General features: G+C 40.9%; 34 protein-coding genes and 2 pseudogenes. 8 read left to right on the forward strand and 28 right to left on the reverse strand.

The genetic code is table 11. The annotated features are described in order from the left end of the window. Nucleotides 1–60: 60 nt before the first annotated feature. From rpmJ to OD757_RS10840, 24 genes and pseudogenes are all read right to left on the reverse strand, one after another. Nucleotides 61–177 carry a 50S ribosomal protein L36 gene (gene rpmJ / locus OD757_RS10725; RefSeq protein WP_000867907.1) on the reverse strand — a complete coding sequence of 39 codons (117 nt, stop codon included), beginning with the start codon at nt 175–177 and terminating at the stop codon, nt 61–63. Nucleotides 178–197: 20 nt separating this feature from the next. Next, nucleotides 198–1517 (reverse strand): preprotein translocase subunit SecY, encoded by a 1320-nt coding sequence (gene secY, locus OD757_RS10730; protein ID WP_171061958.1) that lies wholly within the window; start codon nt 1515–1517, stop codon nt 198–200. A 45-nt stretch (nt 1518–1562) separates the two neighbouring features. After that, nucleotides 1563–2003 carry a 50S ribosomal protein L15 gene (rplO, locus tag OD757_RS10735; RefSeq protein ID WP_003653650.1) on the reverse strand — a complete coding sequence of 147 codons (441 nt, stop codon included), beginning with the start codon at nt 2001–2003 and terminating at the stop codon, nt 1563–1565. A 3-nt stretch (nt 2004–2006) separates the two neighbouring features. Continuing rightward, nucleotides 2007–2183, reverse strand: a complete 177-nt coding sequence (gene rpmD, locus OD757_RS10740; RefSeq protein ID WP_003653652.1) for a 50S ribosomal protein L30 — start codon at nt 2181–2183, stop codon at nt 2007–2009. 6 nt (nt 2184–2189) lie between these two features. Then, on the reverse strand, nt 2190–2687 hold the full coding sequence (rpsE, locus tag OD757_RS10745) for a 30S ribosomal protein S5 (RefSeq protein ID WP_003653653.1): 498 nt from the start codon (nt 2685–2687) through the stop codon (nt 2190–2192). A gap of 2 nt (nt 2688–2689) precedes the next feature. Beyond that, a complete protein-coding gene (rplR, locus tag OD757_RS10750) occupies nt 2690–3040 on the reverse strand; it encodes a 50S ribosomal protein L18 (RefSeq protein WP_003653654.1) in 351 nt (116 codons plus the stop codon). A 14-nt stretch (nt 3041–3054) separates the two neighbouring features. Then, complete coding sequence (gene rplF / locus OD757_RS10755; protein WP_009388018.1) at nt 3055–3588, reverse strand: 50S ribosomal protein L6; 534 nt, start codon at nt 3586–3588, stop codon at nt 3055–3057. A gap of 13 nt (nt 3589–3601) precedes the next feature. Continuing rightward, complete coding sequence (gene rpsH, locus OD757_RS10760; protein ID WP_004789617.1) at nt 3602–3997, reverse strand: 30S ribosomal protein S8; 396 nt, start codon at nt 3995–3997, stop codon at nt 3602–3604. 11 nt (nt 3998–4008) lie between these two features. Further along, a complete protein-coding gene (gene rpsN, locus OD757_RS10765) occupies nt 4009–4314 on the reverse strand; it encodes a 30S ribosomal protein S14 (RefSeq protein WP_009388045.1) in 306 nt (101 codons plus the stop codon). Nucleotides 4315–4323: 9 nt separating this feature from the next. Next, entirely contained in the window at nt 4324–4860 is a 537-nt protein-coding gene (gene rplE, locus OD757_RS10770; protein ID WP_004789621.1) for a 50S ribosomal protein L5, read from the reverse strand. Between the two features lie 15 nt (nt 4861–4875). Then, nucleotides 4876–5193, reverse strand: a complete 318-nt coding sequence (gene rplX / locus OD757_RS10775) for a 50S ribosomal protein L24 (protein WP_002116820.1) — start codon at nt 5191–5193, stop codon at nt 4876–4878. Between the two features lie 9 nt (nt 5194–5202). Continuing rightward, nucleotides 5203–5571: a 50S ribosomal protein L14 gene (rplN, locus tag OD757_RS10780; RefSeq protein ID WP_001982634.1), complete on the reverse strand. Its 369-nt coding sequence runs from the start codon at nt 5569–5571 to the stop codon at nt 5203–5205. A 92-nt stretch (nt 5572–5663) separates the two neighbouring features. Continuing rightward, on the reverse strand, nt 5664–5921 hold the full coding sequence (rpsQ, locus tag OD757_RS10785) for a 30S ribosomal protein S17 (protein ID WP_001291845.1): 258 nt from the start codon (nt 5919–5921) through the stop codon (nt 5664–5666). Beyond that, a complete protein-coding gene (rpmC, locus tag OD757_RS10790; RefSeq protein ID WP_000849928.1) occupies nt 5918–6115 on the reverse strand; it encodes a 50S ribosomal protein L29 in 198 nt (65 codons plus the stop codon). Before rpmC ends, rpsQ begins: the two co-directional genes overlap by 4 nt. Continuing rightward, nucleotides 6115–6528 (reverse strand): 50S ribosomal protein L16, encoded by a 414-nt coding sequence (gene rplP / locus OD757_RS10795; protein ID WP_002049688.1) that lies wholly within the window; start codon nt 6526–6528, stop codon nt 6115–6117. Before rplP ends, rpmC begins: the two co-directional genes overlap by 1 nt. Then, nucleotides 6468–7284 (reverse strand): annotated as a pseudogene (gene rpsC, locus OD757_RS10800) (30S ribosomal protein S3). Before rpsC ends, rplP begins: the two are co-directional and overlap by 61 nt. Before the next feature lies 1 nt (nt 7285). After that, on the reverse strand, nt 7286–7615 hold the full coding sequence (rplV, locus tag OD757_RS10805) for a 50S ribosomal protein L22 (RefSeq protein ID WP_004639524.1): 330 nt from the start codon (nt 7613–7615) through the stop codon (nt 7286–7288). Nucleotides 7616–7626: 11 nt separating this feature from the next. Continuing rightward, nucleotides 7627–7902 (reverse strand): 30S ribosomal protein S19, encoded by a 276-nt coding sequence (gene rpsS, locus OD757_RS10810; RefSeq protein ID WP_001138119.1) that lies wholly within the window; start codon nt 7900–7902, stop codon nt 7627–7629. Nucleotides 7903–7915: 13 nt separating this feature from the next. Continuing rightward, on the reverse strand, nt 7916–8740 hold the full coding sequence (gene rplB, locus OD757_RS10815) for a 50S ribosomal protein L2 (RefSeq protein WP_004789629.1): 825 nt from the start codon (nt 8738–8740) through the stop codon (nt 7916–7918). 11 nt (nt 8741–8751) lie between these two features. Next, on the reverse strand, nt 8752–9072 hold the full coding sequence (gene rplW / locus OD757_RS10820) for a 50S ribosomal protein L23 (RefSeq protein ID WP_003653662.1): 321 nt from the start codon (nt 9070–9072) through the stop codon (nt 8752–8754). Continuing rightward, nucleotides 9069–9671: a 50S ribosomal protein L4 gene (rplD, locus tag OD757_RS10825; RefSeq protein ID WP_003653663.1), complete on the reverse strand. Its 603-nt coding sequence runs from the start codon at nt 9669–9671 to the stop codon at nt 9069–9071. Before rplD ends, rplW begins: the two co-directional genes overlap by 4 nt. Nucleotides 9672–9682: 11 nt before the next feature. Beyond that, nucleotides 9683–10321, reverse strand: coding sequence for a 50S ribosomal protein L3 (rplC, locus tag OD757_RS10830; protein WP_004639526.1), 639 nt, complete (start codon nt 10319–10321; stop codon nt 9683–9685). A 58-nt stretch (nt 10322–10379) separates the two neighbouring features. Beyond that, nucleotides 10380–10691: a 30S ribosomal protein S10 gene (gene rpsJ, locus OD757_RS10835; protein ID WP_000070912.1), complete on the reverse strand. Its 312-nt coding sequence runs from the start codon at nt 10689–10691 to the stop codon at nt 10380–10382. A 252-nt stretch (nt 10692–10943) separates the two neighbouring features. After that, nucleotides 10944–11678 (reverse strand): type 1 glutamine amidotransferase, encoded by a 735-nt coding sequence (locus tag OD757_RS10840; protein ID WP_263031869.1) that lies wholly within the window; start codon nt 11676–11678, stop codon nt 10944–10946. 168 nt (nt 11679–11846) lie between these two features. On the opposite strand from OD757_RS10840, the gene OD757_RS10845 reads away from it, so the two are divergent. From OD757_RS10845 to OD757_RS10875, 7 genes and pseudogenes are all read left to right on the forward strand, one after another. After that, nucleotides 11847–13037 (forward strand): PLP-dependent transferase, encoded by a 1191-nt coding sequence (locus OD757_RS10845; RefSeq protein ID WP_263031870.1) that lies wholly within the window; start codon nt 11847–11849, stop codon nt 13035–13037. Between the two features lie 42 nt (nt 13038–13079). Continuing rightward, entirely contained in the window at nt 13080–14627 is a 1548-nt protein-coding gene (locus OD757_RS10850; RefSeq protein WP_009388030.1) for a helicase HerA-like domain-containing protein, read from the forward strand. A gap of 15 nt (nt 14628–14642) precedes the next feature. Next, a pseudogene (locus tag OD757_RS10855) lies at nt 14643–14770 on the forward strand (hypothetical protein). 2 nt (nt 14771–14772) lie between these two features. Continuing rightward, entirely contained in the window at nt 14773–15537 is a 765-nt protein-coding gene (locus tag OD757_RS10860) for a globin domain-containing protein (RefSeq protein ID WP_263031871.1), read from the forward strand. 85 nt (nt 15538–15622) lie between these two features. Then, a complete protein-coding gene (locus OD757_RS10865) occupies nt 15623–16060 on the forward strand; it encodes an RrF2 family transcriptional regulator (protein ID WP_263031872.1) in 438 nt (145 codons plus the stop codon). Between the two features lie 100 nt (nt 16061–16160). Beyond that, nucleotides 16161–16937, forward strand: a complete 777-nt coding sequence (gene yihA / locus OD757_RS10870) for a ribosome biogenesis GTP-binding protein YihA/YsxC (RefSeq protein WP_004789642.1) — start codon at nt 16161–16163, stop codon at nt 16935–16937. Between the two features lie 124 nt (nt 16938–17061). After that, on the forward strand, nt 17062–18012 hold the full coding sequence (locus OD757_RS10875; protein WP_263031873.1) for a metal-dependent hydrolase: 951 nt from the start codon (nt 17062–17064) through the stop codon (nt 18010–18012). Between the two features lie 48 nt (nt 18013–18060). Here OD757_RS10875 and OD757_RS10880 read toward each other — a convergent pair whose 3' ends face one another. Together OD757_RS10880 and OD757_RS10885 are read right to left on the reverse strand one after the other, a co-directional pair. Further along, a complete protein-coding gene (locus OD757_RS10880) occupies nt 18061–19326 on the reverse strand; it encodes a dicarboxylate/amino acid:cation symporter (protein ID WP_009388008.1) in 1266 nt (421 codons plus the stop codon). Nucleotides 19327–19434: 108 nt separating this feature from the next. Beyond that, the gene (locus OD757_RS10885) at nt 19435–20307 is read right to left on the reverse strand and encodes an acyl-CoA thioesterase (protein ID WP_009388043.1); all 873 of its coding nucleotides are present in this window, start codon (nt 20305–20307) and stop codon (nt 19435–19437) included. A 276-nt stretch (nt 20308–20583) separates the two neighbouring features. Here OD757_RS10885 and plsB point away from each other — a divergent pair, with 276 nt between their 5' ends. Further along, nucleotides 20584–23151, forward strand: coding sequence for a glycerol-3-phosphate 1-O-acyltransferase PlsB (plsB, locus tag OD757_RS10890; RefSeq protein WP_263031874.1), 2568 nt, complete (start codon nt 20584–20586; stop codon nt 23149–23151). A 46-nt stretch (nt 23152–23197) separates the two neighbouring features. Here plsB and OD757_RS10895 read toward each other — a convergent pair whose 3' ends face one another. Together OD757_RS10895 and OD757_RS10900 are read right to left on the reverse strand one after the other, a co-directional pair. Next, nucleotides 23198–24181, reverse strand: coding sequence for a putative solute-binding protein (locus tag OD757_RS10895; RefSeq protein ID WP_263031875.1), 984 nt, complete (start codon nt 24179–24181; stop codon nt 23198–23200). 79 nt (nt 24182–24260) lie between these two features. Beyond that, nucleotides 24261–25076, reverse strand: coding sequence for an SDR family NAD(P)-dependent oxidoreductase (locus OD757_RS10900; RefSeq protein WP_263031876.1), 816 nt, complete (start codon nt 25074–25076; stop codon nt 24261–24263). Nucleotides 25077–25080: the final 4 nt, after the last annotated feature.

The raw sequence follows: 25080 nt of genomic DNA on the forward strand, positions 1-25080 counted from the left end.
AATCTTGAGGGGCGGATATTAACCCAATTCGCCTACTGAAATCAACAGGTCTTGATTAGATTAACCTTGACGCTGCTTATGACGAGGTTCTGCGCTACAAATTACGCGAATAACCCCATTACGACGGATAACTTTACAGCTACCACAAATTTTCTTTACAGAAGCTTGTACTTTCATGATGAAACCTCTAAGTGCGCTTATCCCTTAGGATGAGCAGTCGTTTTTCTCATTAATGTTTGATTATCATATTGATGAGATGTTAAGTGCGCTTGTAGCTGAGCCATAAAGTCCATAACAACGACAACTACGATTAGTAATGATGTACCACCCAAAGAGAATGGGATCCCAAAAGAACTTTGTAGAATCATTGGCATTAAACAAATGACCGTAATATAAATCGCACCAATAAACGTCAAACGATTAAGAATATGATCTAAGTAACGAGCAGTTTGCTCACCTGGGCGAATACCAGGCACATAAGCTCCGCTGCGTTTTAGATTTTCTGATACTTCCTTAGGACTAAATACTAGAGCCGTATAAAAGTAACAGAAAAAGATAATTAACGCACCAAAGAGCACCAAATACAAAGGCTGTCCAGGCGACAATACTAAAGCTAAATCTTGTAAGCTACGCTTAATGAATCCAGCATTTGCATCTGCACTTCCCACCCATTGACCAAGACTCGCTGGGAACAATAGTAAAGAACTTGCAAAAATCGCAGGAATTACACCAGCCATATTAATTTTCAATGGCAAATGTGTCTGCTGTGCCGTAAATATACGACGACCTTGCTGCTTTTGTGCATAGTTTACTGGAATACGACGTTGTGCTTTTTCAATAAACACAATGGCAGCCAATACACCTACAGACAAAAGACCAAAGATCACCAGACCAATTAAGCTTGTCTGACCATTATCTACTGATGAAACTGATTGCATAATTAATTTAGGCAAACCAGAAACAATACCAGCAAAAATAATCATTGAGATACCGTTACCAATACCTCTTTCAGTGATTTGTTCACCTAGCCACATTAAGAACATAGTTCCAGCGACAAGTGATGTAACTGCTGGTATATAAAACTCAAGACCAACTGACAGAGTAATACCCTGACCAATCAAACCTGCGCACATACCAACTGCCTGAACCACTGCAAGCAATAATGTACCCTGACGCGTATATTGATTAATTTTACGCTTACCTTGCTCACCTTCCTTTTTCAAGGATTCTAGTGAAGGAATTACCGTTGACATTAACTGCACAATAATTGATGCAGAAATGTAAGGCATAATCCCTAAAGCAAGAATAGACATTCGCTCTAAAGCACCGCCAGAAAACATATTGAATAGCCCAAGAATAGTTCCTTGGTTCGCATGAAATAAATTTTCTAACGCAGCATTATTAATGCCTGGTACTGGAATATGCGCTCCTAGTCGAAAGACCAGCAATGCACCGATTAGAAAACTCATCCGGCGAATAATTTCACGATATTTCACATGAAATGGCTGACCTTTCATCATGTTGACATGACCTGAAGAACTAGGAGACATAGACACTCGAGATTACTCCTCGACTTTGCCGCCAGCTGCTTCAATCGCAGCTTTAGCGCCTTTAGTCAATGCAACACCTTGAACAGTGAATGCACGAGTGATTTCACCAGAAAGTACGATACGAGCACGAATTTGGTCACGACGAACAACATTCGCAGCTTTCAAAGTTTCTAGGCTAACGATGTCGCCTTCAACTTTGCTTAACTCAGATAAACGTACTTCAGCAGTTTTTAAAGCGATTTGGCTAGTGAAACCGAATTTAGGTAAACGACGATAAATCGCTGTTTGACCGCCTTCAAAGCCTGGACGAACGCCACCACTTTTACGTGATTTTTGACCTTTGACACCACGGCCACCGGTCTTACCAACGCCAGAACCGATACCACGGCCTAAACGACGGTTTTCACGTTTTGCACCTTCTGCAGGCGCAAGCTCATTTAAACGCAGAGTCATGGCTTATTCCTCTACACTAACCATATAGTAGACTTTGTTGACCATACCGCGGTTAGAAGGCGTATCTTGCACTTCTACAGTATGACCAATACGACGCAGACCTAAACCTTGTAAGCAAAGCTTGTGATTTTTCAAGCGATGTGAAGAAGATTTAGTCTGGGTAACTTTAATCGTTTTCATGATTGATTACCCTTGAATTTCTGCTACTGATTTACCACGTTTCGCAGCGACTTTCTCAGGAGAAGTCATATCACGCAAACCTTTGAAAGTTGCGTTTACTACGTTTGCAGCATTAGTAGAACCATAACATTTAGCAAGTACGTTATGCACGCCTGCAGCTTCTAGAACGGCACGCATTGCGCCACCAGCGATTACGCCAGTACCTTCAGAAGCAGGTTGCATGTATACACGGCTTGCACCATGACGAGCATTCACAGGGTGTTGTAAAGTAGTACCAGCAAGGTCTACAGTAATCATGTTGCGACGCGCAGCTTCAAGTGCTTTAGAAATAGCAGCTGGAACTTCACGTGCTTTACCACGACCAAAACCAACACGACCATTACCATCACCCACAACAGTTAATGCTGTGAAAGAGAAGATACGACCGCCCTTAACAACTTTGGCTACACGATCAACGGCAACCAGCTTTTCAACAAGACCTTCGTTTTGTTCAACTTTAGCCATGATTAGAACTCCAAGCCGTTTTCACGAGCAGCATCAGCCAAGGCTTTGATACGACCATGATATTTAAAACCAGAACGGTCAAATGCAACTTTAGTTACACCAGCTGCTTTCGCGCGCTCTGCGATTAAAGCACCTACTTTAGTAGCAGCGTCTACATTACCTGTAGTACCGCTACGTAAAGATGCATCCAAAGTTGAAGCTTGTGCTAAAACTTTGCCACCATCTGCTGAAATAACTTGAGCATAGATGTGACGCGGAGTGCGGTTTACACACAAACGAGTCGCACCCAATGCACGGATGTGCAAGCGTGTGCTTTTCGCACGACGCAAACGGGTTTGTTTCTTTTCGTTCATAAGAACCTCGCGCCTTATTTCTTCTTAGCTTCTTTACGAAGAATGACTTCATCCGAATAACGAACACCTTTACCTTTATATGGTTCAGGAGAACGATACGCACGGATTTCTGCCGCTACTTGACCTAACAACTGCTTGTTTGCTGATTTCAAAATGATCTCAGTTGCAGTTGGAGTTTCCGCTGTTACACTTTCAGGTAAAGCGTAGTCAATTGGGTGTGAGTAACCAAGGTTAAGGTTTACAACAGTACCCTTAACCGCAGCTTTATAACCAACACCAACTAGCTGCAACTTACGTTCGAAGCCTTCACTAACCCCTTTTACAAGGTTATTCAATACAGCGCGAGCAGTACCAGCTTGCATCCAAGCATCTTTCGATTCTTTAACTGGAGCAAGTTGAAGTTTACCTTCTTCCTGTTTTAGCTCGACCAGCGCATGCAGGTTGAAAGACAACGTACCTTTGCTGCCTTTCACTTCGACCTGCCGGCCGTTCTGAGTAACTGTTACACCATTCGGTACAGTTACTGGGGCTTTAGCCACACGAGACATGAGGAATCACCTATTAAGAAACAAAAGCAATAACTTCACCACCGACGCCCGCAGCACGTGCAGCGCGATCAGTCATGATGCCTTTGCTTGTAGAAACAATTGCAATACCTAAACCTTGCTTAACGCTTGGAAGTTTATCTTTACCACGGTATTGGCGAAGACCTGGACGGCTTACGCGCTTAACCATTTCGATAACTGGTTTGCCTTCGAAATATTTTAAAGTAATTGTCAAAGTAGATTTTGTCTCTTCTTGAGCAACTTCTACGTTTGAAACATAACCTTCTTGTTGAAGTACGTTTGCAATAGCAACTTTCAACTTAGAAGAAGGCATAGAAACAGTTTGTTTCTTAGCCATTTGTGCGTTACGAACACGTGTTAGCATGTCGGCAACGGTATCTTGCATACTCATTTAGTCGCTCCTTACCAGCTTGCCTTAACAACGCCTGGCACATCACCCTGCATTACTGTGTCACGTAATTTGTTACGGCTTAAACCGAACTTACGGAAGTAACCATGAGGACGACCAGTTAAACCACAACGGTTACGAAGACGTACCGGAGATGCATTACGTGGCAATGCTTGTAACTTTAACGTCGCTTCGAAACGCTCTTCTTCACTTGCGTTTACGTTTGCAATTGTAGCTTTTAATTCAGCACGTTTTGCAGCGTATTTAGCAACTGTTTTTTCGCGTTTCAATTCGCGATTAATCATACCTTTCTTAGCCATATCGACCTCTTATTTGAACGGGAAGCCGAATGCACGCATAAGCGCACGGCCTTCGTCATCGGTGCGAGCAGTCGTAGTAATAGTAATATCCATACCACGAATACGATCAATCTTATCGAAATCGATTTCAGGGAAAACGATTTGCTCTTTCAAACCCATCGAGTAGTTACCACGACCATCAAATGATTTCGAAGAGAAACCACGGAAGTCACGGATACGAGGGATTGCGATTGAGATCAAACGATCCAAGAATTCGTACATTTGGTCGCCACGTAAAGTAACTTTACAACCAATCGGCCAACCATCACGGATTTTAAAACCTGCGATAGATTTACGAGCAAGTGTAATTACTGGTTTTTGACCAGCAATTAATTGCATGTCGACTACAGCGCCATCTAATAATTTCTTATCAGTTGCAGCTGCGCCTACACCCATGTTTAGGGTAATTTTTGTGATGCGTGGAATTTCCATCACGTTCTTAATGCTAAGTTCTTCTTTTAACTTTGCTTTAAGTTCATCATTGTAACGTGCTTTAAGTCTGGCCATTGCCTTTTCAACCTATTACTTCGCTACCGCCACTGATTCACCATTTGATTTATAAACGCGAGTTTTCACGCCATCAATCACTTGGTAACCAACACGGTCAGCCTTCTGGGTTGTAGCATTTAAAATTGCCACGTTTGAAATATGAAGCGAAGCTTCTTGAGTAACGATACCGCCTTCAGCGCCAGTTACACGATTCGGCTTTTGATGCTTCTTCACTAAGTTAAGGCCTTCAACCTTAACGCGGTCTTCAGAAACAGACAATACAGTACCCTGTTTGCCTTTTTCTTTACCTGCGATCACAATAACTTGATCGCCTTTTTTAATCTTAGCCATGATTGCCTCTTATAGAACTTCAGGAGCCAATGAAATGATTTTCATGAACTGTTCAGTACGAAGTTCACGAGTCACTGGTCCGAAGATACGAGTAGCAATCGGAGCTTTGTTGTTGTTCAGGATAACTGCAGCATTATCATCAAAACGGATCACAGAACCATCTGGACGACGAATGCCGAATTTAGTACGAACTACAACCGCATTCATCACGTCACCTTTTTTAACACGTGCGCGTGGGATTGCTTCTTTTACAGTAACTTTAATAATGTCGCCAACAGAAGCATAACGACGATGTGAACCACCAAGTACTTTAATACATTGTACGCGGCGAGCACCACTGTTGTCTGCTACGTCGAGCATAGTTTCGGTTTGAATCATTGCCCTACTCCAAAACCGAGCATCACCGGTCACAATTTCGAAAGGCTCAAAGAGTACTCGAAATTGACCGATGATGCAACAAGAACGTCGAATTACTCAGCAGCTGCTTCAACTACTTCCACTAAAGTCCAAGCTTTAGTTTTAGAAATTGGGCGGCTTTCTTTGATTGTCACAACATCACCAATTTTAGCGACGTTATTCTCATCATGAGCGTGTAACTTAGTTGAACGGCGAATTGACTTGCCATACAACGGGTGTTGAACGCGGCGTTCAATAAGAACAACAATAGATTTATCCATTTTGTCACTTACGACTTTGCCGGTTAACGTGCGGACTGTTTTTTCACTCATTGTCCGTTCCCCTGTTTTTCGGTAAGGAGTGTCTTAATACGAGCAATTGTCTTACGAGCAACTTGCACTTCGTGCGATTTACCCAACTGACCAGTTGCTTTCGCCATACGAAGACGGAATTGGTTAAGCTGTTGCTCATCAAGCAAAGCTTTCAACTCTTCTACCGACTTTTCACGTAAATCTTTAGTTTTCATTACATTACCGTCCGAGTCACGATAGTGGTTTTAAACGGAAGTTTAGCAGCAGCTAAAGCAAATGCTTCACGCGCTAATTCTTCGTTCACACCTTCAATTTCGTACAGGATCTTACCTGGTTGGATCTGGCAAACCCAGTACTCCACGCTACCCTTACCTTTACCCATACGCACTTCAAGAGGCTTTTGAGTAATTGGTTTATCCGGGAATACGCGAATAAAGATTTTACCACCACGCTTAATACGGCGGCTAATAGTACGACGTGCAGCTTCAATCTGACGCGCAGTCATACGACCACGTTCAGTTGCTTTAATTGCAATCGAACCAAATGATACTGTACTACCACGATGCGCTAGACCAGTATTACGGCCTTTGTGCACCTTACGGAATTTGGTACGTTTAGGTTGCAACATGGATTATTCTCCCTTGTCAGCAGCACGGTCACCGCGACGACCACGACGCTCTTGACCTTCACCACGACCACGACCACGTTTAGCTGGACGATCTTCAGCAGGAGCAGGGTTCATGACTTGTTTCATGCCACCTAAAATCTCACCACGGAAAATCCAAACTTTAACACCAATCGTACCGTAAGTTGTTTCTGCACGCACAGTCGCATAGTCAATGTCTGCACGTAATGTATGTAAAGGTACACGACCTTCACGATACCATTCTGTACGAGCAATCTCTGCACCACCTAAACGGCCAGACACTTCAACTTTGATACCTTTAGCACCAGCACGCATAGTGTTTTGAACCGCACGCTTCATAGCACGACGGAACATTACACGCTTTTCTAATTGAGAAGCGATTGCTTCAGCAACTAAACGCGCATCTAAGTCTGGGCGATCAATTTCATTGATACTTACTTGCGCAGGAACACCCATAATGCTGGTAAGTTCACGCTGTAATTTCTCAATATCTTCGCCTTTTTTACCGATTACGATACCAGGACGAGCTGTGCTAATTGTTACTTTAGCAGCGCCTGATGGACGTTCGATAAGAATGTTGCTGATCATCGCATTCTTAAGTTTTTTAGTTAAAAACTCACGAACTTGAAGATCTTTAAGCAAGTATTCAGCGTATTGTTTCGGACTCGCATACCAGTTAGCGTTATGACGTTTCACAACACCTAGGCGGATACCGATTGGATGAACCTTCTGACCCATATCAAACCCCTACCTTAACGGTGATGTGACAAGTACGCTTCGTAATACGATCTGCACGGCCTTTAGCACGTGGCATAATACGTTTAAGGCTAACACCTTCATCAACGTAAATCGTAGAAACTTTAAGATCGTCAACATCTAAACTGTTATTGTGTTCAGCGTTTGCAATCGCAGATTCCAATGCTTTTTTTACTAAAACAGCAGCTTTTTTATTGCTGAAGTTTAAAATATTTAAAGCATGCGCAACAGATTTGCCGCGAATAAGATCTGCAACCAAACGTGCCTTTTGTGCCGAGATAGCGGCACCGCGTAATTTAGCAGTTACTTCCATCATGACACCTATTAACGTTTAGACTTCTTGTCAACACCGTGACCACGATAGGTACGAGTTGGCGCGAATTCACCGAGTTTATGACCAACCATATGCTCAGTAACAATTACTGGAACGTGATTACGACCATTATGAACAGAAATTGTTAAACCAACAAAATCTGGAAGGATCATCGAACGACGAGACCAAGTTTTAATCGGCTTGCGAGAGTTACTAGCAACAGCCGCTTCAACCTTAGCGAACAAGTGCGCATCGACGAATGGGCCTTTTTTCAGAGAACGAGGCATTAGTCAGATTCCTTTACTTGACGCGACGGTCGCGAATAATCATCTTAGTCGTACGCTTATTGGTACGTGTCTTGTACCCTTTAGCTTTTTGACCCCATGGGCTTACAGGTTGAATACCTTTATTACGCCCTTCACCACCACCGTGCGGGTGATCAACTGGGTTCATCGCCATACCACGTACGGTAGGACGAACACCACGCCAGCGCGCAGCACCAGCTTTACCCAATGAACGAAGGTTGTTTTCTTGGTTAGAAACTTCACCAATTACAGCGCGGCATTCAACATGAATTTTACGCATTTCGCCTGAACGAAGACGAACAATCGCGTAAGAACCATCACGACCCAACAACTGAACAGAAGCACCAGCAGAACGCGCTAATTGCGCACCCTTACCAATTTTAAGTTCAACGTTATGAAGTGTAGAACCAATCGGCATGTTACGAAGTGGCAAGCAGTTACCTGGACGAATTGGAGCATCGTTACCAGATTGTACTTTATCGCCAGCACGTAAGCCTTTAGGTGCAATGATATAACGACGCTCACCATCAGCATATTTCAACAAAGCAATATGTGCTGTACGGTTAGGATCGTATTCAATGCGCTCTACAACAGCTGGAATGCTGTCTTTGTTACGCTTAAAGTCAACGATACGATAGTGTTGCTTATGACCACCACCAACGTGACGAGTTGTAATGTGACCGTTATTATTACGACCACCAGTACGTTTTTTTGCTTCAACCAACGGTGAGTAAGGCGCGCCTTTGTGAAGGTGATCATGAACCACTTTCTCTACAAAGCGACGTCCTGGAGACGTTGGCTTACATTTTTGAATCGGCATAATTTTCGTCCTTATTCCGCTGCGCTTTCAGCGGTATCGCCCAAGTCAGCCATTTCAACATCTTGGCCGGCTTTCAGGGTGACGTATGCTTTTTTAACATCAGAACGACGTCCTAATGTTTTACCAAAGCGCTTAGTTTTACCTTTAGTAATAGTAGTGTTAACTTTAACAACTTCTACACCAAAAAGTTTTTCAACTGCTTTTTTGACTTCAAGTTTAGTAGCATTGATATCTACTTTAAATACTTGAACGCCAACAGTATCACCTAAAACTTGTGCCTTTTCTGAGAAGACTGGTCCTTTAAGGACTTGATAGATACGTTCGTTGTTCATCCGAGTTCTACCTCAATTTTCTTAGCAGCAGCTACAGACATCACAACTTTATCAAACGCGATCAAGCTTACAGGATCGATTGCAGTTGCATCCACCACATCTACATGCGGAAGGTTGCGTGCTGCAAGATATAAGTTCTCATCTACAGCTTCAGTAACGATCAATGCACGAGCGGCATTTAAATCGCCAAGCTTAGCAAGCAATTCTTTAGTTTTTGGAGCTGCAATAGCAAACTCTTCAACTAATACAAGACGATCTTGGCGAACAAGTTCAGCTAAGATACATTGCATTGCACCGCGGTACATTTTGCGGTTTACTTTTTGAGACCAATCTTGTGGACGAGCAGCAAAAGTTTTACCGCCACCAACCCAGATAGGGCTACGAGTAGAACCCGCACGAGCACGACCAGTACCTTTTTGACGGAATGGTTTTTTACCACCGCCAGAAACGTCTGCACGTGACTTCTGAGCACGAGTACCTTGACGACCACCTGCTAAGTAAGCAGTAACAACTTGGTGTACAAGAGCTTCGTTAAATTCACGTCCGAAAGCAACTTCAGACAATTCAACAGCAGAGCCGGAAACAGTTTTCAAATTCACGGTATTTCCCCTCAGGCCTTGATGGTAGGACGTACAATCACGTCACCGCCAGTTGAACCAGGAATTGCACCTTTAACAACTAAAACAGAACGTTCAGCGTCAATAGATACGATTTCAAGACCTTGTACTGTTACGCGTTCATCACCTAAGTGACCAGCCATTTTTTTGCCTTTGAACACGCGACCAGGAGTTTGGTTTTGACCTGTAGAACCTAATACACGGTGAGAAACTGAGTTACCGTGAGTAGCGTCTTGGGTACGGAAGTTCCAACGTTTAACACCACCTTGGAAACCTTTACCTTTTGATTGACCAGTTACGTCAACTACTTGACCAACTGTGAACAAATCAACACCAATAGTACCGCCAACTTCACGACCTTCAAGCTCAGCTTCAGTAACACGGAACTCTTTAACTAAACGACCAGCAGCAACACCAGCTTTCGCAAAGTGGCCTTTCTGAGCGTTAGTTACGCGAGATTCGCGACGTTCACCAGTAGTTACTTGAACTGCTTGATAACCATCAGTTTCAAGTGTTTTGATTTGCGTAATGCGGTTTGGATCGACTTCGATGACTGTAACAGGTACAGAAACACCTGCATCTGTAAAGATGCGAGTCATACCACATTTGCGACCGACTAAACCAATAGCCATGTGCATAAACCTCTAAAAAAGCGGCCTAATTAACTTGAAAGTTAATCAACCGAAAGCCTTAACCCAAAGCGATCTGAACATCAACACCAGCCGCAAGATCTAATTTCATCAATGCATCAACAGTTTTATCTGTAGGTTGAACGATATCGATCAAACGTTTATAGGTGCGGATTTCGTACTGGTCACGCGCATCTTTGTTAACGTGCGGTGAAGTAAGAACGTTGAAGCGTTCGATGCGAGTAGGCATCGGAATTGGACCACAAACTTGTGCGCCAGTACGCTTAGCGGTTTCTACGATCTCTTGAGCTGATTGATCAATCAGACGATGATCAAAAGACTTCAAACGGATACGAATTCTCTGGTTAGACATACCAGTAAACTCCAAGCCAAACATATAAAGAATCACCCTTGACGCATCTCACCTATCGGTAAGTGTCAAAGGCAGTGAAAATCACTAAGGTCATGATCGATGCCACGACTGTAATGCACATTTACCACTTTCTTCGCAGCAAATGCCCCTCCTTTTGAGGGTCGCCCATTATAACGATTGTTTAAGTCTTATGCAATTCTCTTTTTCTATTTTCTCTATAAAACCTGCTTTAACCGAGCATTGAGAGTTCATCTAGGCATTTATTACAAATTCAATCGCTTTATTGAGGAGTTGATTACCTTGCTCAAATTTTTGTGCTTCTGAATACTGTAGTTCATTGGTAGATTGAACATATTCTCCTTCTCCATCAAAAACAGACAACTCTTCTTCATCTTCAAGGAGTAGTGCTAAAGTTGCTGGTGTCATCTCCGGATGGAACTGAAAACCCAACACATTTTTTCCAATCTGATACATTTGATTGCGACAAGCTTGACTTTCAGCTAAGTGTATAGCGCCTTTAGGTATTTCAAATGTCTCACTATGCCACTGCATAACCTTTATCTTTTCAGGTAACGGAAAACTTTCTTGAGGTAAATTTGCCACCCTCTGAACCGTTGACCATCCAAGTTCCTGATAGCGATTACGGCTCACCGCGGCCCCTAACGCATTAGCAATTAACTGCCCGCCCAAACAAAGACCAATAGCCGGCTTTCCTGCTGCTAAATAACGGCGTAACCACCTTTTCTCTATCTTTAGCCATGGAAAATTTGCCTCATCATTTACACTCATGGTTCCACCCATGACCAATAATAAATCAACCTCTTCGATTCTGGGCAAGGCTTCTATTTCAAGTGATCGATCAACTGGAAGTGCAAAAAACTCCGTAGAGCTAATGGTCGCGTGGTGGGCTTTTAAAAATGAGTAACAACTTCCAAATCCCTCACCCGCGATATGTTGAAAATAGTGAACACGTAAATGCGACTTCATGCGCTTAAACCTATTGTTGTTAGAATGTTGTAGTGGTCTTTGCAAAAATAAAGCCAAGTTTTTATTTTATGGGTCTACTGTAACGAAACGTCTTATAAAACTTCGTAAATCTAGCGAAGAATATAAATTTCTCTTAATCTAACTTTATTATCTAAAATGCAACGCACTATGAAAAAGCATAATGACTTCCAGACTCGCCTCATTCACGCACAAAGAAAGGCTCCGCAATTTATCGAAACAGTGCAACCACCCTTATTTCGTGCATCAACTATTATTTTTAAATCAACTTCGCACCTTTTTGATCGCCATTGGACTGACCCTTATGACTATAGCTATGGGACGCATGGCACCCCCACCACCTTCACCTTAGGCGACAATATTGCGCAAATTGAAGGTGGATTGCATTGTTTGCTTGCACCGAGTGGCTTATCAGCAATTAATGTTGTGAACTCAGCATTTTTAAGCACAAATGATGAAGTATGGGTACCAGACAACATTTATGGACCGAACCTAGAACATTTAAATCATCTACAAGATCAATATGGCGTTATTGTTAAAGTATATAACCCCATCGATGCTTCAAGTTTTCAACCGACCCAAAGAAGCAAACTGTTATGGTTAGAGGCTGCGGGTTCAGTTACTCTAGAATTCCCTGATCTTAAAAACCTAGTCAAAAAAGCTAAAAAACATGGTGTATTAACAGCCCTAGACAACACTTGGGGAGCTGGGCTAGCATTTAATGCTTTTGATTTTTCTGATGAACATTTATCAGTCGACTTAACCGTCCATGCACTCACCAAATATCCGAGCGGTGGCGGTGACATATTAATGGGCAGCATTGTAACTCGTGATGAGAAACTTCATCATCGCCTGTTCCGTACACATGCCATTTTAGGTATTGCAGTCTCTGGAGATGATGCAGCTCAGATTCAGCGCAGTCTGGCGCATATGTCTTTACGTTATAAACAACAGTCAACCAATGCCCAGACTTTACTTAAATGGCTAAAAGACCAACCTCAATTTTCACAAGTTCTACACCCAAGTGATGAGAGCGCCCCAGGCCACCAATATTGGCAAGAGATCTGCGCAAGCGGTCAAAGTGCTGGCTTAGTCAGTGTTATTTTTAAACCGGATTATGACATTACAGCAGTACGTCGTTTCTGCGATGCATTAGAGTTATTTAAACTTGGTTTTAGCTGGGGAGGACCAGTTAGTCTAATCATGCTATATGATTTAAAAATGATGCGAAAACTTGAGAATACACATTTACAACAAGGATTATTGGTTCGCTTCTGTATAGGACTAGAAGATCCGCAAGATTTAATTCAAGATATCGAAAATGCACTGAAACAGCTGTAAAACGACAACATTATAGTGGCTCGAACCAAAGGATAAAAATATATGGGTACACCGATTGTTATTGCTAAAAATATTAATGACACATCAAAAGAAATTGTTTTGCTTTCCCAGTTTGCCAATCGTCATGGACTAATTGCAGGTGCCACAGGTACAGGTAAAACAGTTACATTGAAAGTTTTAGCAGAAAGTTTTTCTCGAATTGGCGTTCCTGTATTTCTTGCCGATGCAAAAGGTGATGTTTCGAGCCTTGCAAAAGCAGGCGAAGCTTCTGATAAGTTTAATGAACGACTCAAGCTTTTGCAGATTGATAGCGTTCCTTTCGCAGCAAATCCTGTCGTTTTTTGGGATTTGTTCGGCCAACAAGGCCATCCTATTCGTACCACCATTTCTGAGATTGGGCCAATTTTATTGGCTCGTATGCTCAATTTAAATGATACACAAGAGGGTGTGCTCTCTGCTGTATTCCGTATTGCAGATGACCAAGGTTTACTTTTAGTCGACTTTAAAGATTTAAAAGCAATGATCACTTTTGTGAGTGAACATGCAGCCGAGTTCAAAGCCGAATATGGCAATTTATCTCCAGCAAGCCTAGGTGCTATTCAGCGCAATTTGCTGGCTCTTGCCGATCAAGGCGGAGAGCAGTTTTTTGGCGAACCTGCTTTAAATATTTTAGATTTTATTCAAACCGATGCAAATGGACATGGCTACATTAATATTCTTGCGGCTGACAAGCTCATGAATACACCTAAGCTATATGCCACTTTCCTTTTATGGATGCTTTCAGAACTATTTGAACAGCTTCCAGAAGTGGGTGATTTAGACAAACCCAAACTCGTGTTTTTCTTTGATGAAGCTCACTTATTATTTGACAATGCCAGCCAAGCACTTCAAGACAAAATTGAACAAGTTGTTCGTTTAATTCGTTCTAAAGGTGTTGGTATCTATTTTATTACTCAAAACCCACTTGATTTACCTGAAAGTGTTCTGGGTCAACTTGGTAATCGCGTTCAACATGCATTACGTGCATTTACCCCTAAAGATCAGAAAGCGGTAAAAACCGCAGCAGATACTTTCCGAGCCAATCCAAACTTTAAAGTTGATGAAGCGATTACTGAACTTGGTGTTGGTGAAGCACTCATTAGCTGCCTAGATGAGCAAGGTACTCCCCAAATTGTAGAACGTGGCTGGGTGATGCCGCCTTACTCTTCATTTACCCCAATTACACCAGAAGAGCGAAAGAACATTATTGCTCAAAGTATTGTTGCTGGCATTTACGAACAGGCTGTAGATCGTGATAGCGCCTATGAAATGCTACAAAATAAAGTCGCTGAACGAGAACAGCAACAACAAAGTGCTGAACTTGCTAAACAGCAGGAAAAAGAGCAAGAAACTTTAGCAAAACAGCAAGCAAAGGAACAAGAGCGCTTGGCACGCGAACAATTAAAAGAAGAAGAACGAGCTGCACGTGAACGAGCTAAGCTTACGCAAGATATTGTTGGTACTTTTGCAAAAAGTGCGGCACGAAGTTTGGGCGGGAGTACAGGTCAAAAATTAGTGAGAGGTCTGCTTGGTTCACTATTTGGCAAATAACTTTCTTAACTATATATCACTTTTAAATTAGGGAATTTTATATTCCCTAATTTTTTTATGGTTTTTCTCGAAAAGCTATTGCCATTACTTTTTTAAAGATGTATTTTAAATACATCTTATATAGCCAGATAAATAAGGTCTAGCCATGACTCCACAACAAATTGAACTTGTTAAATCTACTGTACCGGTTTTACGTGAACACGGTGTTACGCTGACTACATACTTTTATAAGCGTATGCTTAATAACAATCCCGAATTAAAAAATGTTTTTAACTTAGATGACCAAACGAGCTTACGTCAGCCGCGTGCGCTTGCAGCTGCAGTTCTTACGTATGCAGAAAATATTGAGAACCCTACTGTTCTAGCCAAAGCTGTTGAACGTATCACTACTAAACATGTGAGCTTGGATATTCAACCTGATCAATATGCAATTGTTGGTGACAACCTACTTCATTCAATTAGTGAAGTACTCAATGTTCCATTTGAATCAGAGCTTATCGAAGCATGGAAGCAAGCTTATCTACAATTAGCAGATATCTTGATTGGCGTTGAAAAACAAAAATATGAGCAACTTGAGAGCTTAAAAGGTGGATGGGCAGGCTGGCGCTCATTTGAAATTACACAAATCGACCCTCTTGAATCTGGTAAACGTTTCACCTTAAAAGCAACTGACCATGAAGAAGTACTAACCAGTCCTGCAAATGCTTTTATCTCTGTTAAAGTACAAGTTCCAAATGAGCAGCTTGAACAACCTAAAGCCTTTAAATTTACAGAAGCTCAAGAAAACAACTCATATCATTTTGAAGTTCAGCCTGAAGAAAACCATACTGAATTCTCAGTTTCGAACATCTTGCTTGAACATTATAGAGTGGGCGATCAAGTACAGGTTTCAGCTCCTTTAACGCTGTAATGTAAAAACCTCTTGCCTGAAAGTTTTCTTATTTAAACTTTCAGGCTAAGATGATCATCCTTTTTCTCTTCCATTTTTGGTGATCATGCAGCTTAATAAATTTACCGATTATGCATTACGAATATTAATGTATGTTGCTCGCCCAAGTGATGCACCCTACACGATTGCAGAAATCGCGAAAGATTTGCATGTTTCACAAAACCACCTGGTTAAAGTTGTTCACTTTATGGGCAAACAAGAATGGATTATTACCATTCGCGGAAAAGGCGGTGGAATTCGCTTAAACCCAGATGCACTTAATTTAAATTTAGGTTCAATTGTTCGAATATTACAAGGTGACAATCAAATCGTTGAATGCAATACACCACCTTGTGTATTACGCAGTCACTGTGGTTTAAAAGGTATTTTAGATCAAGCTCTAGAGAGCTTTTATCAAAGCCTAGACCAATACACACTCGGAGAGGTTTTGCAGCAATCTAAATCTGCTCCTGCTAACTCCCCTATTGCCTTTTTAGAAATCTAACTTCTATTGATTTTCATAAGTTGATTTATTGAAAATTAGCAAGAATACCCAAGCTCCTTTATACTAGGCGCGAGCCCTCTCATTTAAAAAGTTATTTTTTATGCGTCGTAGTGAAAAATCGAAAGACACCAAAGCCAGACTCGCACCCAAGCAAAAGATCAGCTATGAAAAAGCACCAGATCCGGCGATCACAGCCTATGCTGTGCAATCTCTAAACTGGTTACGCCAAGCTGAGTTTCTAATGAGTGCACCTAAATTGGCACTTTGTGTTGAAGATAGTGGCTACGAAATTGCTTTTGCAGGACGCTCAAATGCTGGTAAGTCTAGTGCGATTAATGCATTAACTAATCAGAAACAACTTGCCCGTGCTTCTAAAAAGCCTGGTCGTACCCAGATGATTAATTTCTTTAGTCTAGGTAATCCTGATCAGCGTTTAGTCGATCTTCCAGGTTACGGTTATGCAGCTGTACCTGAAGATATGAAAAAGGTGTGGCAAAAGGAATTAGAAAACTATCTAATTCACCGTAAAAGCTTACAAGGCTTAGTCTTACTTATGGATATTCGACACCCTCTACAGCATTTTGACATGATGATGCTAGAGTGGGCTTATTCACGTCATCTATTTGTTCATATTCTCTTAACAAAAGCAGACAAGCTCAATCGCGGTCCTGCAAATAAAGTATTGCTTGAAGTTAAACAGCAACTTAAAAAAATGAAGCTTGATTTTTCAATTCAGCTTTTCTCTTCACTTAACAAATTAGGTTTGGAAGAACTTGCAAGTGTCATGGGTGGACGTCTGCATTTTACGCTTGATCAACAGCCAGAATTTGATGTCGATTCAATTCCTGAAGCGACAGATGAGGATGCTGAAAGCTAAATTATCCTCACAGATACAATTTTTTCATTAAATTTATATTCAATTGTCCCCTATTGCTAAACACAAATGTAGGGGCTTTTTTTATACTCGTTATTAACTTCATCGAGTTAAAAATCAGGACTAAATGATGAAATTGTTATCTTTTTTGAAGAACAAGGCTTTAGGTTCTTCTATTGATTATAAAATTCTTCCACGTAAAGTGAAATTTGACTGGAAAGAAACCCCTGTCGACTGGATTCCTAATCAGCCTTTCGCAAGTTATTTTATTAATGAAATTAATAATATCTTACCTGCTGGAGAGTTCTGGTTTTGCCGTTTGTATAATAAGGTCTTACCGCAAATCACAGATGAAAAACTTAAACAGGATGTACAGGCATTTATCCGTCAGGAAGCTATGCATGCCAATGCACACACCTCTGCAAACAAAGAGTATTTAAGCGTCCGTAATATTGATATCCAGAGAAATCTGGACATTATGAACTATTTATTTACGACAGCTTTAGCAGATAAACCTTTTGATAAAGAAGTTCCAAATTTTTTACAAGGTCAGTGGGATTTATTCCGTTTAGGCGTTGTTGCCACTGTTGAACATATGACCTGCGTGTTAGGTAAATATGCGCTATATAACAAGCGTTGGGAAGAATTAGGTGCCGACCCTGAAATGGTCGATCTGGTTAAATGGCATGGTTCAGAAGAAATTGAACACCGTACTGTAGCATTTGATTTATATCGTCATCTTGGTGGTGGCTATATTCCACGCTACTATTTAAGCCTTGCCGTGATTGTGCTGGTACTTGGTTTATGGGTAGACGGCGCTGCACATATTATGAAACAAGATCCTCGCTTTTCAGATACCGCTAAATCTAGATTTTTCCCAGTGTGGGTTGCTTTAGAATGGTACAAAATTAGCCGAAAAGATAATCAGATTCTACCAAACCCAATTTGGCTAATTGCTCAACAAATTGATTACCTCATGCCTTGGTATGATCCGGTCAAAGAAGGTAGCACTGAAGATGCGGTTAGCTATTTATCGCAATCTCCAGCAGCAAAAAGAGCAGAACTTCAAGCAGCTTAAAAATAAAAAAAAGCAGGATTTTAAATCCTGCTTTTTTATTTCGAGATATTAGACACTGATATCTTTATCTTTCGTATAACGATCTACAACAACACTAATCATCATGTCACCTTGCACATTTACCACTGTTCTTACCGTATCTAGTAAGCGGTCAATCGGCAGTAGAATGGCAATTGCCTCGGCTGGTAAACCCACCGACTGTAAAACCATAATCATGGTCACCATACCCGCACTCGGAATTCCTGGAGCACCGAGTGATGCGATCATTGCCGTTAAACACACGATAATTTGCTGTGTCAGGTTTAAATCCAGTCCTACCAAATTTGCTACGAAAAGTGCAGCTGCCGCCTCATATAAAGCAGTACCATCCATATTAAGCTGAGTGCCAAGTGGGATAACAAATCCCGCTGTTTGAGGGCGAACGCCTAAGTTTTCTTGCGCACATTTCATACTTAGCGGCATAGTGGCAGAGCTAGAACTTGTTGCAAATGCTGTAATTAAAGCTGTACGCGTCCCTTTGAAAAAAGTCCAAGGGCTCATGCGGCCAAAAATCCAGAGCAAGAGTGGTAAAACAACAGCACCATGGAAAATGGTTGTGCCTGTTACCACAACGGCAAACTCAGCCAAACGACTTAATACTGAAATGTCTTCGGTTGCCATTAGCTTTGCTAATAAAGCAAAAATACCCAATGGCGCTAGCTTCATTACCCAGCCAACGAGCATCATCATCATTTCAAAAAACTGGTGACTCAATAGACGAATACTTTTGAAACGCTCTCCACCCTGCACTAAAGCCACGCCAACAAATAAGGCAAAGACCACAACGGCCAATACGTTACCATCACTAAACGCTTTAAATGGGTTGATTAAAGTATTTTGAATAAAATTAGTGAAAAAACTTGCAGGATTTAAGCTATCTGGTGCTTGATAGTTTTGCATGGATGTCTGGAAAATAGAAATATCTATGCCACGCCCAACCTCAAACAAATGAGCACAACTAATACCTAGAATTAGGGCTAAAGTTGTTGTGGTTAAACAGCATAAAAATGTGATTTTCCAGACTGGCCCTAACTGTCCGCCTGCTTGTAGATTTGATACCCCCACAACAATCGAACTAAAAATTAAAGGCACCAAAAGCATTTTTAGAAGCCCAATAAAAACACTACTTAATATTCCAAGCCCATATAAACTATGCTTTACAAAAGCTGTGTCTGGATACATGGTGAGTAGGAAACCAAAGGCTAAACCTAATATGGCGGCAATCAGAATTTGTGTATTTAAGTTCATATCAGCATTATTTTTTTCAGTTGGCATACCTGTTTACAATATGACATGAGGTTGCTTTTCATTCGAGCAATTTTTTGTCACATCGTTCCCATTAAAAATAAAAAAGCCATCTATTAGATGGCTCTGTTAAGAGGTCTATTGGGTTTCAATTTCCCGCAAACGAATTAAACCCTCTTGTACAGTACTGCATACAAGTTGGCCATTTTGCCACATGCGACCGAAATTTAGACCTCTTGAAGCTGCACTCACCGTGGCTTCCATGTCATAAAGCATCCATTCATCTGCACGCAGCGGACGGTGGAAATAAATTGCATGATCAATACTTGCACATTGCAAACTTGGAGAAATATAACTCAAGCCATGCGGTCTTAAAGCCGTTGTCATTAAGGTAAAGTCTGAATAAAAAGCAACAATCGCTTGATGTAAGGCAATATCATCTAATTGTTTTGGGATACGGTCATGCGTGCGAATATAATGCGCATTATAGGGAGCTTCTGGTTGCGGTTGAAATGGATTTACCGGATCAATTGGGCGAATTTCTACATGACGCTCACGCATGAAACTAGCACGAACATTTTCAGGAACAAAATTTAAAATACCCTGTTTTAGCTCATTTTCAGATTTAAGCGTTTCTGGTGCAGGATACTCAGGTTCTTGATGTTGGTAATTCAAACCTTCTTCTGGATTGGCAAAAGAAACCATCGCTGAAAAGATTATTCGACCATGCTGAATCGCACGAACTTGACGACTTACAAAACTCTTCCCATCCCGTAAACGATCTACTTCGTAGATGATTGGGGCATTAATATCGCCGCCATACAAAAAATATGCATGCAAAGAATGCGCTGGGCGATCGGTTGTATAAGATGCTGCGCGTAAAGCCTGACCCAAAACTTGTCCACCAAAGACACGTTTACCGACAAGATTACGGCTCATGCCACGGTAAATATTTTCTTCTAGCTTTTCTAAAGTGAGAAGCTCGACTAGTTCTTGGGTTAACGCATTCATGAGAGATACCTTCATATTTCAGGTAAAAAATCGTATTAAAGGACAGATGTGTAGAATCTATTGTGCCATAAAAAACTATTTGAACATGGAACAATCAGTCAACTTCTGACGAACATTGCTTATATAACAGCTAAAAATACGATTTTTAACGATAAAATATGCCAAAAGCATTATAATTTATAAGCTGTTAGCATATTGTTTTTTTCAATAAATGCCTCAAAATAATTACCCTCCGCATTTGGTGCTGGGATTTGTCTTTAAGAAGTAGGAGTTCTTATGTCCAAGAGTGGGTTTGGTCAAATGTATCGTCGGCTTTCGAGTAAGCTACTTGACCTCGTGGTAACACCACATGTTCTTGGGGAAGTTCCTACTGAACCAGTATCAGAAACAACAGAAGCAAAGACTGACCGCCAGAAAGTGGTGTGCTATGTCTTACAAAACCATTCTCGAAGTAATGCTTTGGTGGTTGATGGGGAAACGCGTCGTTTAAATTTAAAACCTGCATTAGACCCATTAGTTGTTGGCACTCATCAGGAAAAAGCATCAGTTTTATTTTTACAGCACAATGATGAAAATAATTTACTGAATCCTCCTCCTCATGCTTTTCCACCACGCTTATTAAAACTAATTGAAGTCTTACAAGAAAATCCTGAACTTGATATAGAGCTTGTTCCGGTTACCGTTTTATGGGGACGCTCACCAGATAAAGAAGATTCTTGGTTTAAGCTCTTATTTTCAGACACATGGGCTACACCGAGCACCGTTAAGCAATTGGTCAACATTGGCTTACATGGCCGTCAATCTTATTTAGAGTTTCATGAACCGCAATCGTTACGCGAACTAGTTGAATATGCTCAACAGCATTATCCAAATCTTTCGCCAGCCACTTATATTGTAAGTACGTTAAATGATTACTTAGATCGTCAGCGTGAAGTGGTCTTAGGCCCCGATTTATCGGATCGCCGTAATGTCATGCAGTCGGTTGTGAAATCTCGCGATGTTCAAGAAGCAATCCGCCGTGAAAGTATTCGCGGGAAAGTCAGTATGCTCGAAGCTGAACGTCGTGCGATTGGTTATGTAAATGAAATCGTATCGGATTATTCACACTCAGCAGTCCGCTTTGCCGATCTTGCTTTAACGCGCTTATGGACCCAGCTTTATGACGGCGTAGATGTGCATAACTTCAGTACCGTTCGTGAACTGGCAAAAGATTATGAAGTGGTTTACACGCCTTGCCACCGCAGCCATATTGACTACTTATTATTGTCTTATGTGATTTATCGACGTGGCCTTATGGTTCCGTATATTGCTGCGGGTGATAACCTAAACTTGCCTTTCGTTGGTCAGCTTTTACGTGGTGGTGGCGCCTTCTTTATTCGCCGCTCATTCCGCGGCAATGGCCTTTATACAACGGTATTTAAAGAATATTTATATAGTATTTTGTCACGTAACACGCCACTTGAGTACTTTATTGAAGGTGGACGTTCGCGTACAGGACGTCTATTACCGCCTAAGACGGGCATGCTTGCCATGACGGTTCATAGTCATTTACGTGGTCGTACAAAGCCAATTGTTTTTGTACCAACTTACATTGGCTATGAACGCCTGATGGAAGGCTCGACCTACGTAGGCGAAATGCAAGGTAAACCGAAAGAAGCTGAATCAATTTTTGGTATTGTGAAAACCTTACGAAAAATTGAACGTATTTTCGGTAAAGTCCACGTGAACTTTGGTGAACCTGTTTTCCTTGATGATTTGCTTAAACAACATAATGCAGAAAACGTTTTTATCGAGAAAAATGACGACCCAATTCCTCAAGCGGTTTCAGATGCAGTAAATAGCTCTGCACATGCAATTTTAGAAAACATTAACCGAGCTGTGGTGATTAACCCTGTCTCTTTACTTTCTATTATTTTGCTTGCAACTCCAAAGCATACGCTGGATGAAGAAATTTGTATTAAGCAGCTTGAAGCTTACCGCAATCTAGCGTCAAACTTCCCATATGACCAACGTATGGAAGTAACGCCACTTTCTGGTAAAGAAATTATTGCGTATGGTTTAAAGCTTAAACTCATTAAACGAGTTCAGCATGCACTAGGCGATATTATTGCGATTGAAGACAACCAAGCTGTTCTTCTAACCTATTTCCGTAATAACATTTTGCACGCCTTTGTTTTACCTTCATTGGTTGCATCACTTGTTGAACACAATGGAAAAATCAGCCGTTCAGATTTAACCAATGTTATCTATACTTTGTATCCATTCTTGAAAGCAGAGTTATTCCTTAAATGGAAGAGTAGCGAACTTAAAGAACAAATTGAGCAATATGCAAATGCATTGGTTCAATCGAATCTTATTCAGCAAGATGATGAAGGTAATTTAATTAGCTCTGCACCAAACACTGAAGAGCATAATCAGCTTGTTGTTTTAGCTACGCCTGTTAAGCAAAGTCTTGAGCGTTACTACATGACGCTTGCGCTCATTACTCAACGTGGTTCAGGCAATATTTCTGCTAAACAAGTTGAAGAGTTAAGTCATTTACTCGGACAACGCTTGTCAGTTCTATATGAATTTAATTCGCCAGAGTTCTTTGACAAAGCTTTATTCCAAAGCTTCTTAAAAGTTCTTACACAGCAAAATTACATTCGTACAAACGACCAAGGCCAAATCGAGTTTGATGATAATTTCCGTCAAATGGCTGCTGGCGCACAGTTGGTACTTGATGAAGTAACCTTACAAATGTTGCAACACATCACGACCTTTACCGACGAAGAGCTAAAAGATGCACTTGAAGCGATGGCATCTCAACAAGCAAAACGACGTTTAAAGCGTAAAAAATCCTAAGATGTTTACTCAAAATAAAAGGCAACTTCGGTTGCCTTTTATTTTATTAGCGCATTGGGCATTCAAAATAGCGTGGATCATCCATACAACGCAGACGCTTCATAAGTTGAACAAAATAAGCATCGTAATAACCTGAAAGCACGTACTGATTACGTATTTTGGCAACCATCACGTCATAACTTTGCTTCTCATAAAAAGAGACATCTACCCAATAATAAGCAGGTAAATGATTTTCCCACTGAGTTGCGCGGTTAGTCAGTAATTGGCTATTTTGAACAAACCATCCTCGTATTTTTCGACCAAAATTAGCAGGATAAGCTTGCGGCTTAATAATTAAATTGACGCCAAAATATGCCAAGGGAAAGTTAATGACTTGGACATCTGGTCCAAATTCTTTTTGTAAATTATATGGTAATAAACCATACACTGGGGCTGGGACAATATCGATTTTGTCTTGCTTAAACTGCACAATCGCATTAGATAAATCAACATAAACTGGCTGAGCACCTACACTTCGTACCAATGCCTGTTGTGGTGGGTTGTTTGGCAAAACGCCAATACGCTGATTTCTTAATTGAGCAACTCTAGAGATTTTTTTATTTTTTAGGACCATATAAGCAGTGCCAATTGGAATCATGCCTACAGCTTCATAGTCTTTAGAAATTAGTCTTTTCTCGACTGTTGGATGATTCAAAAGCTGCAATAGGTTTTTAGCAGTACGATTATTAGGAATGAGCCCGATACCAGCTGTGCTCCCCATAAACTGGTTATAACGATAAGTATTAAAATTAGATGCCGCTAAACCTGAACATTTACCTTCATCAAACGCTTGTATGGCCTGCTGTTCTTTTTGATAGGTCACTACTTTAAATTTGACTTGGTATTGCTGGGCATATAACCGAATGTCATTTAAACGACGTGTGATATCCCCTTGGGAACCAATCGGATCATATGCACACCACACCTGATCCTCGGCCCAACTCGCGACGGCTGTTAAGCTCAAAATAAGAGCTAAGCATATTTTTTTCACTTTCAACCTTTTTATCTTTATCGGCAATTTGGTTGCCTCATCAGGTATTTCTATTCTTATTTAAAGTTTAATCAAAATATTATTTTGTACCATGAACATTTAAACATAATAGATAGTCATTAAAGCAAATTGGATGTTCTAGTTGAAAACCTGTTGCAGGCAAATGTTTCGCATAAATTCTTTTACCTGAAGTTTGGTTCGATTCTAAAGTTAACTCTGGCAATCCCAGTTGTTTTTGAAACCACACGATAACTTCATGCAACGGCAATGGTTGATTATTAGTGACAATATAGCTCGCTTGATCAGTTTCATAGTCCACCATAAAAGCTAAAAATCTTGCTAAATCATCAATATGTATTCGATTACTATAATGAATATTTGGATAACTTTGACTATTTTCAGCCATTTTCTTCAAGCGGGCTATGGAAGTGCCATAAATGCCAGTTGGGCGAATAATTACACTTTGTTTTGGACAATATTTCTGCCAAAGCAACTCCATATTACGCAAGATATGGCCTTGTGCATCACTTGGTTGAATTTCACTAAAATCATCAATGATCTCCCCTGCATTTTCACCATATACCCGTGTAGACGACACTACGATTATTTTTTTTACTGGATGTATTTTTAATGCATCTCGAATCGGTTCAATACTATCTACATAAGTATGTTGGTAGCCCTCAACCGTACTCTCGTTTGGAGAAAGTAAAATATATACAACATCTACAGGTTCAATTTTACTTAAATCGAGTTTAAAGATATCTTGAACAAGATGGGTTGCGTAACTATCCGTTTTTACACTACGGCTGATTGTGGTAATTTGATGTTCTTTCTCAAATAGTTGTTTAGCAACACGCTGAGATGTTTTACCATAACCGATAAATAATATATGCATAGAA

Source organism: Acinetobacter sp. AYS6, from assembly GCF_025630795.1.
Lineage (GTDB): Bacteria > Pseudomonadota > Gammaproteobacteria > Pseudomonadales > Moraxellaceae > Acinetobacter.

Excerpts from the sequence above, each read along its gene's own strand:
- OD757_RS10875 (WP_263031873.1), top strand. The coding sequence starts at position 17,062 with ATGATGAAATTGTTATCTTTTTTGAAGAACAAGGCTTTAGGTTCTTCT.
- rplN (WP_001982634.1), bottom strand. The coding sequence starts at position 5,571 with ATGATTCAAACCGAAACTATGCTCGACGTAGCAGACAACAGTGGTGCT.
- OD757_RS10865 (WP_263031872.1), top strand. The coding sequence starts at position 15,623 with ATGCAGCTTAATAAATTTACCGATTATGCATTACGAATATTAATGTAT.
- rplX (WP_002116820.1), bottom strand. The coding sequence starts at position 5,193 with ATGGCTAAGATTAAAAAAGGCGATCAAGTTATTGTGATCGCAGGTAAA.
- secY (WP_171061958.1), bottom strand. The coding sequence starts at position 1,517 with ATGAAAGGTCAGCCATTTCATGTGAAATATCGTGAAATTATTCGCCGG.
- rplO (WP_003653650.1), bottom strand. The coding sequence starts at position 2,003 with ATGACTCTGCGTTTAAATGAGCTTGCGCCTGCAGAAGGTGCAAAACGT.
- yihA (WP_004789642.1), top strand. The coding sequence starts at position 16,161 with ATGCGTCGTAGTGAAAAATCGAAAGACACCAAAGCCAGACTCGCACCC.
- rpmJ (WP_000867907.1), bottom strand. The coding sequence starts at position 177 with ATGAAAGTACAAGCTTCTGTAAAGAAAATTTGTGGTAGCTGTAAAGTT.
- OD757_RS10845 (WP_263031870.1), top strand. The coding sequence starts at position 11,847 with ATGAAAAAGCATAATGACTTCCAGACTCGCCTCATTCACGCACAAAGA.
- rpsQ (WP_001291845.1), bottom strand. The coding sequence starts at position 5,921 with ATGAGTGAAAAAACAGTCCGCACGTTAACCGGCAAAGTCGTAAGTGAC.
- rplF (WP_009388018.1), bottom strand. The coding sequence starts at position 3,588 with ATGTCTCGTGTGGCTAAAGCCCCAGTAACTGTACCGAATGGTGTAACA.
- rplW (WP_003653662.1), bottom strand. The coding sequence starts at position 9,072 with ATGAACAACGAACGTATCTATCAAGTCCTTAAAGGACCAGTCTTCTCA.
- OD757_RS10860 (WP_263031871.1), top strand. The coding sequence starts at position 14,773 with ATGACTCCACAACAAATTGAACTTGTTAAATCTACTGTACCGGTTTTA.
- rplV (WP_004639524.1), bottom strand. The coding sequence starts at position 7,615 with ATGGAAGTAACTGCTAAATTACGCGGTGCCGCTATCTCGGCACAAAAG.
- rpmD (WP_003653652.1), bottom strand. The coding sequence starts at position 2,183 with ATGAAAACGATTAAAGTTACCCAGACTAAATCTTCTTCACATCGCTTG.
- rpsS (WP_001138119.1), bottom strand. The coding sequence starts at position 7,902 with ATGCCTCGTTCTCTGAAAAAAGGCCCATTCGTCGATGCGCACTTGTTC.
- rplE (WP_004789621.1), bottom strand. The coding sequence starts at position 4,860 with ATGGCCAGACTTAAAGCACGTTACAATGATGAACTTAAAGCAAAGTTA.
- OD757_RS10880 (WP_009388008.1), bottom strand. The coding sequence starts at position 19,326 with ATGCCAACTGAAAAAAATAATGCTGATATGAACTTAAATACACAAATT.
- rpsE (WP_003653653.1), bottom strand. The coding sequence starts at position 2,687 with ATGGCTAAAGTTGAACAAAACGAAGGTCTTGTTGAAAAGCTGGTTGCC.
- OD757_RS10850 (WP_009388030.1), top strand. The coding sequence starts at position 13,080 with ATGGGTACACCGATTGTTATTGCTAAAAATATTAATGACACATCAAAA.
- rplP (WP_002049688.1), bottom strand. The coding sequence starts at position 6,528 with ATGTTGCAACCTAAACGTACCAAATTCCGTAAGGTGCACAAAGGCCGT.
- rpsN (WP_009388045.1), bottom strand. The coding sequence starts at position 4,314 with ATGGCTAAGAAAGGTATGATTAATCGCGAATTGAAACGCGAAAAAACA.
- rpsJ (WP_000070912.1), bottom strand. The coding sequence starts at position 10,691 with ATGTCTAACCAGAGAATTCGTATCCGTTTGAAGTCTTTTGATCATCGT.
- OD757_RS10900 (WP_263031876.1), bottom strand. The coding sequence starts at position 25,076 with ATGCATATATTATTTATCGGTTATGGTAAAACATCTCAGCGTGTTGCT.
- rplC (WP_004639526.1), bottom strand. The coding sequence starts at position 10,321 with ATGGCTATTGGTTTAGTCGGTCGCAAATGTGGTATGACTCGCATCTTT.
- rpmC (WP_000849928.1), bottom strand. The coding sequence starts at position 6,115 with ATGAAAACTAAAGATTTACGTGAAAAGTCGGTAGAAGAGTTGAAAGCT.
- plsB (WP_263031874.1), top strand. The coding sequence starts at position 20,584 with ATGTCCAAGAGTGGGTTTGGTCAAATGTATCGTCGGCTTTCGAGTAAG.
- OD757_RS10840 (WP_263031869.1), bottom strand. The coding sequence starts at position 11,678 with ATGAAGTCGCATTTACGTGTTCACTATTTTCAACATATCGCGGGTGAG.
- rpsH (WP_004789617.1), bottom strand. The coding sequence starts at position 3,997 with ATGAGTATGCAAGATACCGTTGCCGACATGCTAACACGTGTTCGTAAC.
- OD757_RS10885 (WP_009388043.1), bottom strand. The coding sequence starts at position 20,307 with ATGAATGCGTTAACCCAAGAACTAGTCGAGCTTCTCACTTTAGAAAAG.
- rplB (WP_004789629.1), bottom strand. The coding sequence starts at position 8,740 with ATGCCGATTCAAAAATGTAAGCCAACGTCTCCAGGACGTCGCTTTGTA.
- rplR (WP_003653654.1), bottom strand. The coding sequence starts at position 3,040 with ATGAACGAAAAGAAACAAACCCGTTTGCGTCGTGCGAAAAGCACACGC.